Source organism: Streptomyces sp. NRRL S-31, from assembly GCF_000718775.1.
In the GTDB taxonomy this organism is placed as follows: domain Bacteria; phylum Actinomycetota; class Actinomycetes; order Streptomycetales; family Streptomycetaceae; genus Streptomyces.
In genome coordinates, this window is sequence record NZ_JOCB01000010.1 from 25668 (window position 1) to 45938 (window position 20271).

Annotated in this window: 8 protein-coding genes; 5 read left to right on the forward strand and 3 right to left on the reverse strand. The window is 73.8% G+C overall.

The window, feature by feature from the left end; all coding sequences use genetic code 11:
* Positions 1-110: 110 nt before the first annotated feature.
* Together IF37_RS0106665 and IF37_RS0106670 are read left to right on the forward strand one after the other, a co-directional pair.
* On the forward strand, positions 111-1052 hold the full coding sequence (locus tag IF37_RS0106665; protein WP_037855832.1) for a catalase family peroxidase: 942 nt from the start codon (positions 111-113) through the stop codon (positions 1050-1052).
* A 391-nt stretch (positions 1053-1443) separates the two neighbouring features.
* On the forward strand, positions 1444-1632 hold the full coding sequence (locus IF37_RS0106670) for a hypothetical protein (protein ID WP_253915669.1): 189 nt from the start codon (positions 1444-1446) through the stop codon (positions 1630-1632).
* A gap of 248 nt (positions 1633-1880) precedes the next feature.
* Here IF37_RS0106670 and IF37_RS0106675 read toward each other — a convergent pair whose 3' ends face one another.
* Positions 1881-3281 carry an MFS transporter gene (locus IF37_RS0106675; RefSeq protein ID WP_052845006.1) on the reverse strand — a complete coding sequence of 467 codons (1401 nt, stop codon included), beginning with the start codon at positions 3279-3281 and terminating at the stop codon, positions 1881-1883.
* Between the two features lie 173 nt (positions 3282-3454).
* On the opposite strand from IF37_RS0106675, the gene IF37_RS0106680 reads away from it, so the two are divergent.
* Positions 3455-4327: a helix-turn-helix transcriptional regulator gene (locus IF37_RS0106680; RefSeq protein ID WP_030737659.1), complete on the forward strand. Its 873-nt coding sequence runs from the start codon at positions 3455-3457 to the stop codon at positions 4325-4327.
* Positions 4328-4347: 20 nt separating this feature from the next.
* Here IF37_RS0106680 and IF37_RS44350 read toward each other — a convergent pair whose 3' ends face one another.
* Entirely contained in the window at positions 4348-4557 is a 210-nt protein-coding gene (locus IF37_RS44350; RefSeq protein WP_158727295.1) for a hypothetical protein, read from the reverse strand.
* 289 nt (positions 4558-4846) lie between these two features.
* Between IF37_RS44350 and IF37_RS0106690 the strand changes: the two genes are divergently transcribed.
* Complete coding sequence (locus IF37_RS0106690) at positions 4847-5152, forward strand: hypothetical protein (RefSeq protein ID WP_030737662.1); 306 nt, start codon at positions 4847-4849, stop codon at positions 5150-5152.
* A 409-nt stretch (positions 5153-5561) separates the two neighbouring features.
* Here the strand turns inward: IF37_RS0106690 and IF37_RS44355 are convergent, their stop codons facing one another.
* Positions 5562-5711 carry a hypothetical protein gene (locus IF37_RS44355; RefSeq protein ID WP_158727296.1) on the reverse strand — a complete coding sequence of 50 codons (150 nt, stop codon included), beginning with the start codon at positions 5709-5711 and terminating at the stop codon, positions 5562-5564.
* A 2347-nt stretch (positions 5712-8058) separates the two neighbouring features.
* Here IF37_RS44355 and IF37_RS0106700 point away from each other — a divergent pair.
* Positions 8059-20238, forward strand: coding sequence for a hypothetical protein (locus IF37_RS0106700; protein WP_158727297.1), 12180 nt, complete (start codon positions 8059-8061; stop codon positions 20236-20238).
* Positions 20239-20271 lie beyond the last annotated feature (33 nt).

The window sequence follows — 20271 nt, forward strand, 5'->3', positions numbered from 1 at the left end:
GCACAACAGGAATACCCGGGTCTGGCAGACAGCGAAAGGACCCTAACGCGCCACGGCGGGACGGGTCATGAGTGAACTCCCTTGTCGCTAAAGTTATTTACACTCCGGACATGAACGATCGCTCTCACGACCCTCTGGCCGTCACGACTGTCGACACCATCGAAGACGTCAGCGGAACATACCCCGGATACCGGCGCGTCCACGCCCGGGGCCTCTGCTTCGACGCCACCTTCACCCCGTCCGGCGAGGCCGCCGCGCTCACCACGGCGGCCCACCTACAGTCGGCTCCGACGCCCGTCGTCGTGCGCTTCTCCAACTCCAACACCAACCCGACCGTGCACGACGGGGTCCGGGCCGGCCGTGGTCTCGCCGCGCGCTTCCTGCTGCCGGACGGCACCGCCACCGACCTGGTCTCGGTCAACGTCCCGGTGTTCTTCGCGGCCACTCCGGGTCAGTTCCTGGAATTCCTCGGCGCCCTGCGAAAGGATCCCGCCACCGGAGCCCCCGACCCGGCCAAGGTGCGGGCGTACGCCACCGCGCACCCCACCGCCGCACTCGCCTTGCAGGAGGCCGGCCGGATGCCCATCCCGGTCAGCTACGGCACCGTCCGGTACTGGGCCGTACACGCCTTCGTTTGGGTCGACCCCCAGGGCGAGCGGCGCCCGGTCCGCTACCGCTGGGAGCCCGACACCGGTCTCCGGGAACTGACCGAGCAGGAGGCGGCGGACAAGGACCCCGAGTACCTCGCCGAAGAACTGGTCCAGCGCCTCGCCGACGGCCCCGTCGGCTTCACGCTCCACGTCCAACTGGGCCAGGAGGGCGATCCCACCGACGACCCCACGCGACCCTGGCCGGCCGACCGGCCCGAGATCGTCGCGGGCCACCTGCGGATCACCGCCCCCGTCGCGGACCAGGAGCACTGGGCGGCCCAGGTCTACGACCCCACCCGGATCACCCCCGGCATCGAACTCTCCGACGACCCGGTCCTCGCCTTCCGCAGCCGGGCCTACGCCGTCTCCTACGAGCGCCGGGAGGCATCCGCCGGCCGGTAGGAAGTACGCTCGCGACGTCAAGTCCAAGTGATACGGCCGTATGACAGTACGGCTCGTAGGGGTACGAGGTGACATGAGCCAAGTACCAGCGCATCGGATCGGCTCGCGCAGGCTTCCGGCCTGTGCCGCGGTCGCCGCGTCAGTCCTGCTGCTCGCTTCGTGCAGCCAGGACTCCGACGGCCACGGCGCCGGCCGGGCCACGCCTACCGAGCAGTCCGCCGCTCCCTCTCAGGTGCCGAGTCCGCCGTCTGAGAGGGAGTTGACGAGACAGGCGGCAGCCGTCGTGGCCGGCGCTTCCGGCGGCGTCTTCCTGGAGGGCGGATCGGAACGTGCCGCAGACGGCATTCACACGCGACCGGAGCTCCGCGCGGGCACGACGTACCGGCTTGTCGTGACGTGCTTCGGGCACGGCAGCGCACACCTGACCATCGCCCCCACCACGTCGGGTGCCGACGCGCCGGTCCCCTGCGACCGGTCCGTGGTCCGGCGACGCGTGAAGGGCGATGGCGAGGTCCGCATCGATGTGGCCGGCACCAAGGGCTCCGAGGGTGTCCTCGCCTGGCGGATCACCACCCTCTAGAACACGTCGGTGCCTTCGGTGACGTGCGGGCCCGTCGCTCACGGCCTTCGTGTTCGGTTGGCGAGGAGCGGGGCGAGGCGGACGGCGGATCAGGTCGGCCCCGCGTACAGCAGGGGCGGGGCCGGAACCACACCACTTCGGTGGTGCAGCCGCCGGCCCGGTGGCAGGTGATGGACGGGGGGAAGCCGCCCACGTGCACCGCTCGGTGAAGTCCGCCGGACTCTCCCGCCGTCGGCATACACCTTCGGTCATCGGTGGCGTGGCAACAGGGCCGCCGCGCCCAGTGCGTTGGCCACGAGCAGGCCCGCGGCGAGCAGCAGGCTCTCCCGCATGCCCGGGGCGAAATCGCCTGCGAGGAGTGCGCCGAAGACCGCGATGCCGAGCGCTCCGCCCGTCTGCCGGCTGGTGTTGAGCAGCGCGGCGGCCGTGCCGGCCCGCTCGGCGGCGACGCTGTCGAGCATCAGGGAGGTCAGCGCCGGCATGGCGAGGGCACCGCCGATGCCCAGCGGGACCATCAGCACGGCGGTCACCCACCACGGCGTCCCCGCGTCGACGGCGGCCAGCCCGCCGCAGCCCACCGCACCGGTCAGCAGCCCCGCGACGACCACGGAACGCGGGCCGTAGCGGGAGACCGCCTTGGGGGAGAAGTAGTTGAAGTGAGCGGTGATCACCGCCATCGGCACGAACATCAGCCCGGCGGAGAACGCCGACTGCCCCCGCTGCTCCTGGAAGAAGAGACTCAGCACGAACACCCCGCCGTAGAACGCGGCGTTGCAGGCGAAGCCCGCGACGACCGGCACGCTGACCCCGCGCCGGCGGAACAGCCACAGGGGGAGCATCGGAGCACGCCGCCGCGCCTCGACGGCCACGAAGGCGGCGGCGGCCACCACCGCGACCGCCGCCGCGGCCGGCACGGTCGCGGTCAGGCCGTGGTGCCCGCCCTCGATCACGGCGAAGGTGAGCGAGGCCAGCGCCAGGACCGCCGTCAGCTGCCCCGGCAGGTCGAAGACGACGGGGTGGCGGGCGGACGGCACCGCACGCGTCAGCGTGAGGAAGGCGGCGAGCCCGGCGGGCACATTGAGGAAGAACACGGTGCGCCAGTCCCACTCCGTGGTGAGCAGCCCGCCCAGGACGGGGCCCGCGGCGATGGCCACCGCGCCGCCGACCGTCCACAGGGCGATCCCGCGCGCCCGCGCGTCCGGGTCGTCGGGGAAGGCCTGCCGGATCAGCGCCAGCGAGGCGGGCACCATCACCGCCGCCGCGCCTCCCTGCACCACCCGCGCGGCCGTCAGCGCCCCGATCGACGGCGCCAGCCCGCAGGCCACCGAGGCGAGGGTGAAGACGCCGAGCCCCCAGCCGTACGCGCGCCGCGCGCCGACGGCGTCCGAGAGGGCGCCGGCAGAGAGCATCAGCGCCGCGAACATCAGGGTGTAGCTGTCGGCGACCCACTGGAGTCCGGACAGCGAACCGCCGAGGTCGTGCCCCACGGCGGGCAGCGCCACGTTGACGCCGGAGACATCCAGGGTGATCACGAAGAAACCGAGGACGGCGGCGACGAGGGCGGCGGTGGCGGAGCCGATCCGCCCCGGCGCTCCTGGAGACCTCCCTCCCTCGGCCGTCGCGCCTGTCCTGGACTGGGCCACGCTCATCGCGTACCGCTCCTCACCGAGACGTTACTGAGACGTTCGTTCCACCTGGGATACACCTGGGATCACCGTGCCCGGTCCGTGCGCCGCCAGGCAGACCGGGCTGTACGGGGGAGTGCTGTTCCCGGCCCTGACACGGCCTGTCCGGACGCGGGACGGCTTGCGAAAATGGCCGGATGAGTGAAGGTACGGAACTGGGTCGTTTCCTGCGTGCCCGTCGCGGACAGGTCCGCCCGCAGGACGTGGGCCTGCCCGCCGGCACGGGCGTCCGCCGCACTCCGGGCCTGCGCCGCGAGGAGTTGGCGACGCTGGCCGGGGTCAGCGTCGACTACTACACGCGGCTGGAACGGGGCCGGGAGACCCGGCCCTCGCCCGCCGTCGTCGAGGCGCTCGGCAAGGCGCTGCGGCTGTCGCCCGAGGCGCTGCACCGGCTGCACGAGTTGGCGGCCCTCGCCGCCGGCCAGCCGTCGACACGGTCTCCGCAGCCGGTCCACGCCGTACGGGACTCGGTCCGCACCCTCCTGGAGACCCTGCGCCCGTCACCGGCCTACGTCGTCAGCCGTGCCAACGACCTGCTGGCCGCCAACCGCCCCGGCCTGCGTCTCTTCCCCGGACTCACCGACTGGCCGGCCGAGCGGCGCAACCTCACCCGCTACATGTTCCTGCACCCCATGAGCCGCAGGCTGTACCCCGACTGGGAGACGATGGCGGCGCACGGCGCGGCCCACCTGCGGGCGATGGCGGGGGCCGATCCGGACGTGCCGGAGCTGGCCCAGCTCGTGGGCGAACTGGTGATGAAGAGCCCGGACTTCGCCCGGTTGTGGGAGCGGTACGAGGTACGGGCGCACGGCGGCGGCCGGAAGCACTTCCGGCACCCCGAGGTGGGCTCGATGCGCCTCGGCTTCGAGGTGATGACGATCTCCCGCGCGGACGGTCAGCGCCTCGTCACCTACCAGGCGGCGCCGGGGACCCCGGATCACGACGCGATGCTGCTGCTGGACATGGCCGACCTCGGCGAGGAGTCGCGCTCCGGGAGGAGCGGGCGATGAGCCCGCAGGCGCCGTGCCGGTCACCGGTCCGGCGAGACGCGGTAGGTCTCGTGCGAGGTCTGGATGTCGTCGCAGGTGAGTTCGCCGGTGGCGCCACGGTACGCGCCGCTGCCGCCGGTGATGGCCATCCGCACGGTGTCGGTGCCCTCGATCCAGAGGGACTGGGTGGTGAGCTGCCCATGAACTCCGCCTGTTCTGACAATGTCGGTGTTCGTTCGGGCAGGCGTCACCCACCGCCGTTCTCCCATGCGGCCCGACGTGTTTGAGTGGCGGGCCTGAGGCGGCAGCCGCCTCGCGTGTCCCTTGGGCCGCCCCGGAGACGATCATCGACTGATCGTCCGACTACGAGGAGCGAGCAGTGTCCACGCGGTACGACGAGCAGCTCGAGGAACTGCGGGCGGGCCACCAGGCCCGGGTCACGCAGACCGGCGAGTCGCCGAGTCGTATGCGCGAGATGACGGGCACCGCCACGGCCAAGACGCAGGCCATGAAGTCACGGTCGGTCCGCAGGGAGAGCTGTTGTCGGCGGAACTGCCCACCGGCGCCCACCGCGGCATGGCACCCGAGGAACTCGCGGACCTGATCGTCACGACCGTGCAGAAGGCCAGGGGGAAGGCCACCACGGTCCTTGCCGAGGTCGTGCCCCCGCACCTGCCTGCGGTCGAACGTGGGCCGTGGGCGCGCGGTGTGACGGCGTCGGTGACGCTCCCCGTCTCGCACGGTATCGCTCCGCCGCTTCGGCACTCCGCCGTACCCGTCCCGCCTGTCCTGCCCGTTCCGAGCCCCGGCGGCAGTGCCCCGGCCGACCGGCCGCCGACGCCCTGACCCACTGTCCGGATTGGAGCCGTGCCTGCCATGACTGAGAACTTCATCAGTGGTTGTGGCTGTGGTTGTGGCTGTGGCTGGGGCAGTGGACGCGGGCGCGGCGGGCGCGTGTGAGTACTGTTCCTGAGCCCCTTCGGTGGGCCGCGCTGATCACCGGTACGGAGTTGCCGGATGCCGATCCTGCGTTGTTGCGTGCGCAGGGTGAGATGTGGGGCGGTCTGGCCTCGCAGCTTCAGGGCATGATCAGCGAGGTTCACTCGGTTCGTGGCGGTGTGCTGTCGAATGTGAACGGTGGGCCGGCCGAGGCGTTCGACGGTTATATGCAGTCGCTGGCTTCGACGTTGCCGGAGTTGGCGAAGGCGGCCGACAATCTGCGTCTGAAGAGCGATGAGTACGCTCTGGAGGTCGATCACGCGGTCGCGATGACCGAGGCGATGCTCGCGTGGATGCTGGTGGAGCTGGCGTTCCTGGCGAACACGTTGTTCGGTCTGGCGGCGGTGCCGGCGCTGATCACGGGTGTGCGGCAGGTGATCGCGGCGATTCTGCGGCGGTTGTTCATGTCGGCGGCGATCGGTGCGGCGTCGATGTCGGGGCTGGAGGCGCTTCTTCAGGGTATTGAGATCCTGAAGGGCACGCGTAAGCACTTCGACACCAAGGCGCTGGGCAATATGGCGTTGGGTGGTGCGATCGGTGGTGCTGTTTTCGGTGCGTTCTCCGGGGTTGCTTCGCATTTCGTGCCGAAGTTCGCGAACTCGCTGATCGGGCGTACGGCGATCGGTGGTGCGGCGGGTGTGGCGGGTGGCGCGGCCGTCAACTCCGCGCTGGGTGCCGACCAGAATCTGGGGCTGGCGTTCCTGGCGGGTGCGGCTGGTGCCATGCTCAGCAGGCCGGACACGGGCGGGGGCGGCAAGGCGGACGTGACCCCGTCGGAGGGGCTGGCGGACGCGGTCAAGTCGTTGTCGACCAAGGATCCGTTCAAGTCGCCTGATGGTGTGAACAGTTCGGATCTGTCCGCGTTCGGCGGCGCGGGCGGCCCGGGAGGCACGAAGGACCTCACGACGGTCACCCCGGACCCCGGCAAGGGTGGTGGCACTCCTGGCCGTTCGCCCTCGGTCGACACCCTGCCGCGTTATTCCGAGGCCGCCGCTCCCGCGCCCGGGACGGCGATTCCTGCGGGTGCGGGTGCGGCTACGGTTCGCGGTGCGGGCGTGGAGCCGCCAGGTACGCCGGGTACGGTCGACGTGGGCGTCACGCGGGCGGAACCGGTGGTGCGGGGCGGCGGTGCCCCGGACCCCGCCGCGACCGGTGGTGTGCCTCCGGTTACGCGGGACGCGACGGGGCTGCCTGGTTTCGATGCCGTGGAGTCTGTTCCGGGTACGGATTTTGTGCGGTCGGCGGACCCCGAGGTGACAAGGCAGGCGCAGGAGGCTCCGGACCGGACTTCGTCCCTGGTGGAGCCGGTGGGAGAGCGGACGGCCGTTCCGCCGGTTGTCCGGAGCGGTGGCGGCGAGGGCGGAGCGCCGGGTGTGGTCCGTGCTCCGGAGACGGCGGCGCCGAACGCGGGCCCGGTTCGGCTGGAGGAGCCCGCGTCGACGGGTGGCAGTGCGGAGGTGCCGGGGCGTGCCGTCACTGGTCCCGGTGGTGGGTCTGCCGGGGTGCGCGGTGCGGAGGAGGCGCCGGTCGCGGGTGCGGTGCGGTCCGAGGGGCCGGCTGTGGCCGGGGGCGGCGGTGTGGTGCCGGGCCGGGCCGTGGAGTCGGGTGGGGGCGGTCAGACCGGTGTGCCTGTGGGTCGTACGGCTGGTGAGGCGACCGCGCCCGGCGCGGGTGCGTCGTCCGGTGTGCGGCCGGATGGGGCCGGTACCCCGTCGGTTGTCGCGGGCAGGCCGGAGGGTGTGGCGCGCGGCGCGGAGACGTCCACGGCCTCGACGACGGGTGACACCGCGTCGCCCAGGCCGTCCGCTGCCGCTCAGCCCGGCCCGGCCACCGTGTCTCGTACGGCCGGTGGGCCGGAGACCACGGTCAGGGAGGGCGGGGGCGCGGCTCCTGCGGTCCGTACCGAGGCGGCGGCGCCGGGGGCCGGTACGGCGGCACGGCCGGGTGAGGCGTCCGGTGCCGGTGCCGGTGCCGGTGCTGGTGCTGGTGTGCGTGGTGCTGGTGAGCCGGTGACTTCGGGTCAGGGTGCGGGCGCGCGGCCGGAGACCGCGACCCGTGGCGGCGGGGATGCGCGGCCCGGTGCGGTGGCGGAGCAGGGTGTGCCGAACGTGCGTACCGCGAGCCCGGGTGAGACCGGGAACATGCGTCCGGGCATGACGGGTGATGCCGGGAACCTGCGTCAGGGTGCGGGTGCACGGTCCGAGATGGTGGTCCGTGGTGCTGCGGACGCCCGGTCCGCAGGGGCGGCGGGTCAGGTTGCGCCGAACGTCCGGGTCGAGGCGGCACCGGGTGCCGGTACGACCGTACGGCCGGGTGAGGTGTCCGGTGCCGGTGTGCGCGCTGTCGGTGAACCGTCGTCGGTGGCGGGTCAGGGTGCGGGCGCGCGGCCGGACACCGTGGCCCGTGGCGGCGGGGATTCCCGGCCGGGTGCGGCGGCGGAGCAGGCTGTGCCGAACGTGCGGACCGAGAGCCGGGGCGGCGAGCGGGCACCGCTGTCCGGTACGGCTGGTGGCGAGGGTGAGGCTGCTGGTCGGGGCTCGGCGTCCGCCGTTGAGCGTGGTGTGCGGGGGCCGGAGCAGGCCGGGGCGCCGGGGCCGGCTGGCCGGGATGGTGAGGGCGGGGACCTGCCGTCTTACCGGGATGACGGTGGGGATCCGCCGCCTTATCCGGAGGCTGGTGGGCCGGGTGTGGATCTTACGGGGAAGACGGGTGAGGGGCCTTTCGGTCCGTACACGTTCCATGGTGCTGACCAGGTGCGGGCTGAGTTGTGGGGTGCCCGGCAGGAGGATCTGCTGGGCACGCATCGGGGCCGGTTCGAGGAGGCGCAGGACCGGTTCCGTTTCCAACAGGAGGCCGACCGCCGGGTGGAGGAGGCGTTCGCCGGGCGTCTCGCCGATCCCGATCCGGTGTTCCGGGGGCCTGACGACCTTGACGCGATCCGTCTTCGGATCGCCGAGGAGCGTGCGCGTGCCGAGGTGACGCCGGAGATGGTCGAGCAGGTGCGCCGGGAGTGGTTGGAGGAGGTGAAGTCCCGGTTCGACGAGCGCTGGCAGGAGTCGTATGGCGAGTACCGGCGGGGTGAGATCAGCCGTTCGGAGTTCGCCGAGACCTTCGACCGGTTGTCGGCGGGCCTGCATGAGGAGTTCGAGTTGTCGGCCGCGGCGCATCTGGCCCGGCGCACGGCGAACGAGGTGTTCGACGCGGAGACGGGTTCGCGCCGTCAGCCGATGTCGCAGGAGGAGTTGCGGCAGGTCCGTCAGGACTTCGCCGATGCCGCGGTGGGTGAGGTGTACCGGGCGGCGGAGGGGATGCGGACGGCGGACGGCGAGCGTGACGGTTCGTTCGACTGGTCGCATCTGTACCGGGCTTACGACAGTGGGCTGAAGGATCTGACCCGGGGGCTGCGGACGCGTCTGGAGCTGGCGGCGGAGGCGGCGGACACGTTCGACTTCCTCAGCCGGCGGGTGGGCGCGGACGCGGAGGCACCGTGGGTGCGTGAGGTCCGTGGCGACTTCCGTGGCGAGTTCGAGGTGACGACGCGGACGCTGCCGGGTGGGGACGGCACCCCGACCCGCTGGATGGAGTACGAGGCGTTCCGCAAGCAGCGGCCCGTCTTGAATGGCCGGTTGGCGGGCTTCCGTGACCGGTGGGAGGCGCGGCTGAACGCCCGGGTCACCGAGGAGGGGCTGAAGGCGGACGTCGCACGCGAGGTGGAGGCGCGGCGTGTGGCGTGGCAGCGGTCCTCGCGGCATGATCCGGCGGATGCGGCCGCGGTCGACATGGAGGCGGTGGTCACCTCCCACCGTGAGGAGCTGACCGCGGAGGGTGAGAGGTTCCTGGCGGGCCGGGATCCGCGTGCGCTGACGCGTGCGCAGTGGGAGGCGTACGCCGCGCATATGCGTGATGCGCAGGAGCGGCTGGCCGGTGAGGTGCCGGTGCGGCTGGAGTACCAGGTGGGTCTGGACCGTGCGCTGGCCGAGGCCGACCGGATGTTCGACGCGTTGGAGGCGGACGGGCCTGGCACTGTGCGGGCGCGGGAGGGGCTGCGGGAGGACGTCACCCGTGTCTACCGTGCGCTCGCGGGCCGTGCCGAGGACGGCTCGTGGGATGTGGAGCGGGTCGCGGCGGGCCAGGACTTCCTCTTCCGTGAGTACCTGCCGAACGCGGAGCGGTCTCTGCCCGGCCGGCTGGAGTTCGAGTGGGGGATGGAGGGTGCGCTGCGTGACGGCGGTCTGGCATTCCACCGGTTGTCGGGGCCGGGGCTGGACGAGCTGACCGAGCGTCCGGCACGGCACTACACGGTTTCTGATGAGGCGTTCGACCGGTTGGCGGATGACTTCCGCGGTGACTGGGCGGAGGGCTATCACGAGATTTACGGTCCGTCCGAGCGTGATCTGCGCGGCTGGCTGGAGCGTGAGAAGGAACGCGGTGACACGTTCGGCAGCACGGTGCGCGGCGAGTGGGAGGCGGACGTTGCCGAACTCCGGGCGCCGCGGGACGCGGCGGTGCGGGCGCGGGCCGAGGCGGAGAGCGCACGGTGGCGTCAGCAGGTCGCGGCGAACTTCCAGGGCATGCTGGGCAAGGGCGCGGTGCTGGAGGAGCTGGCCCGGCAGGCGGAGATCCCGCAGGCCGGCATCCGTTCGGCCCGGGTGTCGGGTGACTACCAGCGGGGTCTGTCGGATCTGCGGTCCTGGTTCTCCCGGGAGTGGGACGCCGCTGCCCGTACGTCGTCTCCGGCAGGGGAGGCGGGGGTGCGGGCCGCCCTGGTGGAGCATGCGCGCCGGCGTTGGCAGGAGCTGGGTGAGCGGACCCGAGCCGAGGACGAGGCCGCCCGGGCGTGGCAGCGTGAGCCGCGCTGGACACTGGACTTGGGCCGCATGGAGATCACCCGGGAAAGGCGTGCGCCGTCCGAGGAGACGGCCACGACGGTCGCCGGTGACGGCGGGCAGCTCCAGTCCCGGGAACTCCTCGCCGCCCGCGAGGAGCGGCAGGCACCGCCCCCGCTGCCCGCCGCCGCCCCGCCCCGGACGGCGGTCACCCGCACCGACACGCCCCCGGCCCAGGAGGTCTCCCGGACCAGGACCGACGCGGTTCCGGTGCCTGTCTCCGAGGCTCTGGCCGAGCTGCGGGACACGGTTGCGACTCGTGATCGGGCGTATCAGGAGTTCGAGTCGCGGCTGGCGCCGTTCTCCGAACTGCGCGCCCCGCAGGCGACGGACCGGGTTGCCGCTGCCCGGGAGGCGTTCGCCGACGCCTGGGCCGGGGACCGCACGGCCACCGGCCCCGCGGAATTCACCCCCGCCCGCAGTGCGGCCCTGGAGGATCTGACCGCCCGGCTCACCTCCGTAACGGAGCGGCTGGCCGCCGAGGCGGACGCGGCGGAGGTCTTCCACCGTGACATCGTCTCGACCGTGTCGGACCTGCGGCACGGTGAAGCCTTCGCGCGTTCCCAGTCGGCGGTCGCGCTGGAGCGGGAGTTCGTGGAGGAGGCGGCTGGTCGGTCGTCGGCCGGAGTGGCCGACCTGGTCCAGGAGTTCGGGCAGCGGTACACCGAGGCGCAGGCCGCCTGGGTGGCCGGGCAGCAGCACCGCGCCGCGTTCGATGCCGTACTCGGTGGTGCGGGCGGACGTGCGGACCTGACCGATGGCCGGGCGGAGTGGAACGGCCAGACCCGCCGCTGGTACACCAGCCGGCTGGCCCGGTTGCGGCAGCAGTACGTCGCCGACCGGGCCGAGGTGTTGGCGGTGGCGGACGAGGCCGGGCGCCGGGAACGGCTGGAGCGGCTGGATGCGGAGGTGCGTCAGGCCGCGTTGTACGAGCAGCGGTGGGCGCGGACGGCGGTGGCGTACAACCGTGTCCTCGCCGATCACACGGCGCGGTTCGGGGCTGATGCGGCGTGGGACCGTGAGCTGGCGGGCTGGTACGAGGAGCGGCGCCGGGCGCTTGCCGCGCCGCTGACGGACCGGCTCCACCTGTTCAGCCCGCAGGCGCGTGAGCAGGCACTGGCCCGCCTCGATGCGCAGACCGCCGCGCTGCGCGAGGTCGCCGAGGCCCGGCACACGGCCTTCCAGGACTTCGCCCGGCAGCTCGATGCCGGTACCCGGGACACGGTGACGCTGTCCCACGCCGCCACAGTCGATTTCACCCGCCGCCGGATCGCCGCCCTGCGCGACGCCTACCTCGAGACCGTCCAGCCGGCGGAGTTCCCGGCGGCGCATCCGCAGGCTGCCGCCGAGGACGACTGGCGTATTCCGGCGTGGCAGGAAGCGCAGCGGGAGCTGCACCGCAACTACGCCGACCTGCTGGCCCAGGACCGTACCGAGGACACCTCCACCGACGCCGATGGAGGGGAGGCCGCTGAATCCGCCGGTGCCGCTATCGATGAGGCGTTTCGTCAGTGGGTGCGGGAGGCACACGAGCTCACCGCAGTAACCCTCATGAACATGACCGCCGATGGTGCACTCGGTGCCGGGAAGCTCGATGGTGCCTTCGATACGGCCGGCGTCGGTCTGGATGTGTTCGATTTCAGCTGGCTCGGTACCGCTACCGGCGACGTCCAGGACCCGCCGGAGTCCGGCCTCGGGCCCACCGGCATGGTCCTGGACGGTCCGGACCTCGGCACTACGGATCTCGGCACTACGAACTGGTCCGCCTGGCTGGACGATCTGGGCGTGCCCCCGGCCGACATGGAGCTGGACGGCACCATGTTCGGCCTGCCCGACCCCATCTACGGCTGGCCGGGGCAGACGGAGTTCCACCCGGATGAGTCCATGGTGTGGCCGGCGGAACCGGAGGCGGCTCCGCAGACGGCGCCGGACGCGCGGACCCACCTCTGGACGGGGCCGGACGCGGCCGCTCCACCGGTGACGGTCCCGGACGCGTCCGCGGTCGGTCCGGCGGGTGTGCGCATGAGCGCGCCCGCGGCAGCGTGGGACGGTCTGACCGGTGCCGGCGACCCGGAGGACATGCTCGCCGTCCCCGGCACCGGCGAGGCACCGCAGACCCACCCGCTTCCCCCCGCGTCCACCGACTCCGTCCCGTCGGACCGGCTCGACGCCCGGGTACTGCTCGACGGCGCGGGCCGACCGGTCGGCATCGACTTCGTCCCGACCGGGGAGAGCAGACCGCGGCAGGTGCGGGAGAGCGAGGGCCGTTCCATCTGGCGCCTCGACTTCGACCCCGGCGTCCCCCCGACGGCCGCACCCGCGGTCGTCCTCTACCAGCGGGGTGAGCCGGTCCGGGTGCCGCTCCGCGCCTTCGCGGACCTGGTGGCCGGGAACCTGCCCGACCGTCACCCCATATGGCTGGTCACCGCCCACGGCGCCCGGTACGGACTCGACCTGGCCAGGGCGGTGGCCGACCGGACGGGCGTCCGGGTGTACTCGCACACCGGCCGGGTCGACCTGGCCGAGACCGTCTTCGGTGACCTGGCGGTCGCCACGATCGACGGACAGGACGGTCTGCCGGACGGGCACTGGGTGTACGTGGATCCGGCCGAACCGGAGGCGGACGGGCCGGAGTCCGGCGCGGACGAGACCGGGCCGGAGAACTACGTCACCTCCGTCACCGGCGAGCGGTTCCACTTCCGCTCCCTGCTGATGACGCCGCTCGCCGGCTCCGACGGCCGGCTGATCGGCCACGTCTCGATGCCCGACTTCCAGTTCAGGAAGTTCGAGGCGGCCTTCATGGCGCTGCCGCAGCGAACCCGGTTCAGTGTCGAGTCGGCCGAGGGCGTCCGCTACGGCATCGACGGGTGGACTCCCTGGTCGCGAAGCGACGGCGCACGGCACTTCCTGGCCTTCCACGGATATCCGGACGTACCCCACGCGTTGCTGCACACCCGCGACGGCCGGTACGTGGCGTTCGACGGCGAGCAGACGGCGGCCCTGCTGCGTCGCCGGGCCAGTTTCGAAGCGTTCCGGCGGAACGCGGTGGGCCGCGCGGACAGCGCCGTGATCGCCGCGGTCTGTTACGCCGGGCGTTCCCAGTCCATCGTGCCGACGTCGTACGTCCAGCAGCTCGCGAACGGCCTGGGACTGCCGGTCAGCGGCCCCACCGGGGAGCTGTTCGTCGGTCCCGAGGATCTGATCACGGTGCCGGCCGACGGTCTGGCCGGCTGGCGTACCGCGCGGCCGGGCGACCCGGACATCACGTTCGAGGGCCACGAAGGGCTCGACGCACACCCCGCGGCGGCGCGGACCGGTGCCGACGACGACGCCGCCCGCCCCGGCGGAGTGACGTCCGACCAGCCCGTCATCTCCCTCGCCGCGCCGGAACGCGCCACCCGGACCGAGACCGACGCGCCGGCGGTGGCGAGCGACCTGGACCGGCCGAACGCCCCGGCTCCCGCCGGAGCCGCCCCGGTCTCCGCCGGAGTCGTGGAGGCCGCAGCCGCCCCGGTCTCCGCCGCAGTCGTGGAGGCCCGAGCCGCCCCGGCCGTCGCCCCCGCCGTCGAGGACGGGACGGCGGCACCCGACCCGACGACGTCCGAGGCAGGGGCCGCGACCGGGCAGGAGCGGCTCAGCGGTTCCGTCACCTCCTTCGGCACCGGCCGCGACGGCGCCCAGGGCCTGGTCCACGTCGACCCGGTGCCGGAGGAGACCGTCCACTGGCTGTGGGAGCAAATCTTCCGGCACGTCGAGGGCGACCGGGGAGAGGTTCCCGCGTTCCGCCGGGCGGTCCGGGCGACGCTGACCCCGGCGTACCTCAGCAGCGAGTGGGCGCGCCTGTTCAGCGAGCACGGCCTGCCGCTGCGGGCCCCCTACCGGGGCGGCACCTACCGGGTGAGCCTGCGCTTCGGCCTGTCCGAGCCGCGCCGGGTCCCCGCGGGGATCGAGGAGATGCCGGACGGCCCGCCGGTCGGCATCCAGCGCTGGATGTTCGGCGTCAGCGAGTCCGGCAGCACCGACTCCACCGGTGACCTGCGGGCCGCGAGCCTGAGCCACGGGCACACGCTGCCGTTCGCGCACACCGGCTGGTTCCGCCGGCTGACGTTCGCCCCGCAGCTGACCTTCACCCACAACCAGACCACCACCTCGGTCACGGCCGGCGCGACGGTGCAGCCGATGGTCCTGCTGCGCAGCCGCGAACGCTCCTGGCCCGTCGCCTACACGCTGCACGCGCAGCTCCGGACGACCGCCTCACTCGGCGAGGCGGTCACCGCCACCCCGGCCGCCGATGAGTGGCACACCTCCGCCGAGGCCGCGCCGTCCCCGCTGACCGTCTGGTTCCCCCAGCACCTGCTCGACGACGAGTCCGACACGGCGGCGCCGGCCGGCGACGACGCGGAGCGGCTCCCGGCGCCGATGGAGGTCCTCCTCGGACGGGTCCCGCTGTTCGCGACGGAGACCGTGCCGCACGCCGACCGGCTCCTGGCCGACGTACTGCGCTCCTTCGGCCCGGAACTGGACGGCCTCTCCGAGGCGTCCCTCGACCAGCTCCGCCGCTTCCTGGACGAGGGCGCCGTACGCGGCAACCTGCCCCTGATGTACGGCGGCCACCACAGCTCGCCGACCCTGTACGCCGAGAACGGCTCGGTGATCGGCATGCTGCGGCTGCACGCCGAGGTCTCCCAGCGCACCGGCGAGCAAGCGCTCGCCGGACCGGCCACCCGCAACGGGGTGCTGGAGTCGCACGTCCTGCGCTCGGTGCGGCTGTCCGGCACCACCGCGGTCACCAACGCGGCCGGCGTGGGCCTCGCCGTCAGCGGCGGCCTCGCGCTCGGCAGCCCCGACCCGGCCGCCGGGACCGCGCCGGCCGGCCTCACGCTGACCGCGCAGGCCGCCGTCCAGCAGCAGGTCACCGACTCCGTGACGGCCGGTGGCAGCGCCCGTACGTCCCGTTCGCTGCGCACCGCGAAGCCGCTGCTGCGGGTACACGCCGACGTCGTCTGGCGGGCCACCCTGGTCCGTCCCGACCGGCCCGAGCAGCAACCGGCCGAGGGCAGCCCGCTGGCCCGGGGAGCCCGCTACCCCCTCATCCTGCGGGTGCCGTCCGCCGCCACCGTCACCGGCGCCCCGGCCACGCCGCGCCACCTACCGCCGGAGCTCCTGCACCTGCGGGACCTGGGCGTCTCCACCACTCCGGTCGCGGTGAGGGGGACCGGCCCGCTCTTCGACGAACTGGAGACCTGGCTCGGCGACCACGGCTTCCTGCCGCCGCGCCGGGGCCGGGCCGGCGCCTGGTACCACGGGCCGGTGAGCGGTGCCGCGCACCTGCAACGGCTGAACAACCAGCGCAAGCTGGACCAGCTCCGCTCCGACATGGGCCTGCGCGCCGCGTTCGACGAGATGACGGCCGGCGGCCATCCCGTCCGGTTCGAGCTGCCGACCGCCACCGGCACCCACCGGGTGTCGTTCCGGATCGCCGCCGAGCGCCGCTACCTCACCGGACGGGAGGACGGCGGCGTCACCCACGACCTGCACCTGACCGGAGTGCAGACGCTGAACTACACCGGTTCCACCGTGGTCGGCGACGAGCAGGCGACCCGGGTGCCGCTGGCGCTCAGCGGCACCGTGCAGGCCTCGCTGACCAACCCCTTCGACGGCCACGGCAGCCTGTGGATGCCGGGCCTGACCCCGGAGTACGCGCACAGCCGCCAGTCCTCCCGGGTCACCGGCTCCAGCTCGGGCACCGGCCACGAGTTCTACGCCCTCAGCCCCACCGCCGACGGCGTCCAGGTGCACACCCTGCCCGTCACCTACCGCACGTCGGTGTCGTACAGCCACGGCCCGGCCATGGAGCCGCGCGAGGCGGAGGGCGAGGTCAGCCTCGCCGTACCCACCTACCGGACGCTGGAGCGGCCCGCCGGGTCGGAACCGCCCGCCGAGGTGCGGCCCCGCCCGCTCGGCCCGGACGACGCCGCCGTGCCGGCGAACGCGGTACGGCTGCCCGAGACGGCCTGGGTGGACCGCGCCGGCGGCAGCCGGGAGCTGCGGCAGGCGGTGAACGAGATGCTCGCCGCCCTGCGGGGCGCGCTCGCCGAGGACACCGCCGCCGATCGGTCATCGCGCACCGACGACGTGGAACTGCGGTCCATGCCGGGAGCCTGGCCCGAGCCGGTGGAGGACGGCCGGGCCGCGGACGACCGTCCGGCGGACGCGACAGCCGTCCCGGAGTCCGCGGCGGGGGAGTCCCGCGACACGGCCGCCGCCCCGGACACCGCTGCGGAAGCGTCCCGCGACACGGCCGCCGAGGCACCCGGACGGGCCGGGGACGCGGCGGCGGAGCCCGCGGAGCGCGACCACCCCGCACAAGCCGACTCCGTGCAAGCCGACCCTGCGCAAGCCGACTCTGCGCAAGCCGAACCGGCGCAAGCTCCCTCCCCGGCATCGGACACGGCAACGGCATGGGCCGCCGCGGCGTACCGGCGCTGGGCGGCGAACGCCCTGGACGGCGCGGCCCGGGCCGTGCGGCAGACGGTCGGCCAGGCCGCCGCGGCGGTGCGCCGGGTGGACGAGCTGGCGACCGGACAGCGTCCCGACGCGCCCGGGAGCGTGGTCCAGGAGGTCGTGGAGGCAGGGCTGTCCCCGCACCACCTCGTCGCCAACGCCTACCGGCTGTTCAACGACAGATATGTGATCGAGGGGGCCTCCACCTCCGGTGTGCTGACCGGCACCGACATCACCATCGAGGTGGAGGGCCGCCTCACGGACGTACGGGCCATGCCCCGCCCCGGGGTGATGGACTACGAGCGGTGGATCCAGTCCGTGGACGCCTCCGCGGAGACCCGCGGCACCAGCCGTTCCCACGCGCTCGGTGTCACGGTCGCCGCCGACTACGGCGCCTCCGGCAGGGTCGTCGCCCCGTCCGGCCACTACGCGCACCGCCGTACGGTCACCGAGGCCACCACGGTCAACGACACCTCCGCGGTCTTCCGGGTCACCAGCGAGAACGATGTCCCCGCGCACCGCTTCGCGGCCACCGCCCGGTACAAGGTCACGGTGCGCGCCGGGCTGCGCAACGCGGTGGCCGGGACGGTGGCCGCGGGACCGCGGTACGAGGACACCCGGATCGTCGAACTGCCCCCGGAGAGCGTCGAGTTCCTGCTCTCCGACCACGACCTCGTCAATCACCCCGAGTTCCGGCTGGACGGGGTGCCCGAGCCGCCCGAGGCGGCACCGGCGGACCGCGCGCTGCCTTCCTGGTTCGTCGGCAGCGGCGGACGGATCGGCTTCGGCGCCGTGGTGGAGGCCCATGCCGACGGCCCCGACGGCGGCAGGTCGGCGTTCGAGGACACCGTCCTGCGGCTGGTCGAGCAGGTCGCGCCCGGAGCGACCGTCCCGGGCACCGCCGCCTACCGGCCCGGCGTCCGCTCCCGGATCAACGAGCACGCCTCCTCGCTGGGCCTGCGGACCCTGGTCAACGCCGGCCCGGACGGGCACATCGGGTTCTCCTTCGTCCACCCCTCATGGCTGGGGCCGATGCGGGTGGAGGTCGTGCTGCGGGCCCGGCCCGCCGTCCCGCTGGACACCGTGCGCGGGCGGCGCGCCGCGGGCAACCCCGGTCTGGACAACGTCCTCGGCCACACCAGCGGTGACGGCAGCTCCCTGCCGGAGCCCGGCAGCACCCGGCAGACCCGTTCCACCACGACCTCCGCCACGGCCGACTTCTCGCCGGTGATCCAGCACGGCGGCTACCGCTTCCGGCCCACGCTCTCGGCCTCCTGGCAGGCCGGCGTGGCCGACGCGGCCACCTCGACCCGCGATCGGCGTGCCTGGCAGCGCAGCATGATGGACGTCTCCGAGTTCGAGCTCCGCTACCGGTACGAGGCGACGGTCTCCGCCCGTCCGATGGACGAGCTGCTCCCCGGCGCGTCGCTGCGGATGCTGCGCGGCGGACTGACCGGCCTGGCCGACGCGGTGGCCCGGCGGCTCCCCGAGGACACCCGCACCGCCCTCGGACACCTGGCGGGCCGCCTCCCGCTGCCGGTGCGGCAGGTCTCCGACGGAGTCGGCGTACGGGTGGTGCTGCGCTTCAACGGGTCGGAGACGCCCGCCGAGTCCGCGGCGCCGCGCCCCCTGGTCGAACCGGCCGTCCTCACCGCAGACCCGGCCCGGCCCCTGGCGGCCCCGCCGGAGGGGACCGTCATCGACATGGAGGTTCCGGCCGCGCTGCGCGAGCTGCTCGCCGCCCCGGCCTGGGTCCCCCGGCGGCCCTTCGCGGTGTACGACATGGACGCGCTGCCGCAACTCGCCGAGGCGCTGCGTGCCGTCGACCCGTCCCTGGGCGGGCCGGCCGGCCTGCCGACGTCCGGCTCGGCGGAGGGCATGCTGGTCCGTCTCACCCGGCTGGCCGGTACCGGCCGTCTGACGCTGCTGCCTCCGGCCGCGACGGCGCCGTTCCTCGGACAGCCGGGCCGGGGCGCCACCTCTGTCCAGCTCTCGCTGTACGTGCCCCGCAGTGAGGGGGACAGCCTGGACACCGCCATCGACCGGGTGGAGATCGCCACCGACGGCGCCCTCTCCCAGGGTGACCTGACGACGACCCCGGCCCTCGGCTTCGGGCTCAGTGCCCCGCTGAACGGCGCCGCCACCGACCGTCTCGGCCCCACGATCCCGGTGACGGGCCTGCGTACCACCGCGGGGCTGACCCACACCCAGTCCGTGCCCCGCCGGGAGATGCTCCGCTTCGGCACGCCGATCGCGGGTGCCGCGCGAGGCGCGCGGGGTCACCGGGTGCGGGCGGTCGGCGTATTCCGGGTCACCGGCCCCGGGGGCACGCGGTGGGTGGTGGGCACCGTCGTGCTGCGCACCACGGAGGCGCCGCCCGCACCCGGTACCGGCCCGGAGACCGGCGTGGCCGGGCCCGCCCCCGGCGCGGGCGGCGCGGCGCCGTCGCCCCGCACCGCCGGGAGCCCGGGCGAGCCGTCAGGGCCCGGACTCGGGCCGTCCGGGCCCGCGCCGCAGGCGCTGTCCGCCGCCGCACGGAGCGACCGGGAGAACCCCGGCGAGACCCCGGCGGGGCAGTCCGGCGCGGAAGCGGGGGCGGTCCGGACCCGACTGCCCCGGCTCTGGCCGCGGCACTCCGCCGTCCCGGCGACCGGTACGCGCAGCCGGAACCACACCCACGCCCCGTCCCCGGTACGGCGGACGTCCGGCGCGCGGCCGGAGGATCCCGCCAGGCTGTCGAGCACCGCCCGGAGGGCGGTGCCGGACCTGCGCGACCGAAGGGACCCCGACGACGGCCCCGCCGTCCGGCTCCGTCCGCTGTACGACGCCGACGGCCGCCTGATCGGCTACGCATCGCACATCGACCCGCACTACGAGTGGCGCAAGCGGCACTACGCGGGCTACCGGCCCTACAGCAGTCCGGTGCGCCACGTACCGGCAACGCCGAGCGAACTGGCCGACGCGGAGGTGGCTCCGCCAGGTACGGACGAGGCCCCGCCCTGGCAGGGAGTCCCGGAGCAGAGCCGCGCGCCGCTGACCTTCTTCGACGCCCACGGCAACGAGGGGGGCATCGGTCTCGTCAGCGGCACGGACGAGGCGGCCCTGGTGCCCCACGAGACGGTGGGCCACCTGCTGAACCGGGTGGACCCCGACGGCTACGGGCCCATCGTGCTCATGTCCTGCCGCACCGGCCGCGACTACTCCACGACCGTCGCCAGGACGATCGCCGAGATGACCGGCCGGCCGGTGTACGCGCCGACCACGGCGGTCGGGATGTACCCCTCCGAGAGGGGCACCGTGCTGCTGATGGCCGCCCACGAGGAGACCCGTCGGCGCGGCCGCTGGGTGCTGCTGCTGCCCCCGGTGCCGAAGGGGGTCGATCCGTCCGGCATGCCGGATGTCCGCCGGCTCATCGGCGGAGGGAGAAGTGCCTTCGGGCCCGCCGCGGAGCACCCGGGAAGTGCCGCGGGCGGGTCGGCCGGTGCCGGGCGGGGCACGACGGCCGACGAGGACGGCCGGCGGCCGAGGGCACGGGCCCGTTGACCCACCCGGTCCGCGAACGGCGGCGGCGGCCGG

What these genes read in the sequence shown, in the direction of transcription:
- IF37_RS0106680 (WP_030737659.1), top strand. Translation starts at nt 3,455, where the DNA reads ATGAGTGAAGGTACGGAACTGGGTCGTTTCCTGCGTGCCCGTCGCGGA.
- IF37_RS0106665 (WP_037855832.1), top strand. Translation starts at nt 111, where the DNA reads ATGAACGATCGCTCTCACGACCCTCTGGCCGTCACGACTGTCGACACC.
- IF37_RS44355 (WP_158727296.1), bottom strand. Translation starts at nt 5,711, where the DNA reads ATGAACAACCGCCGCAGAATCGCCGCGATCACCTGCCGCACACCCGTG.
- IF37_RS0106675 (WP_052845006.1), bottom strand. Translation starts at nt 3,281, where the DNA reads ATGAGCGTGGCCCAGTCCAGGACAGGCGCGACGGCCGAGGGAGGGAGG.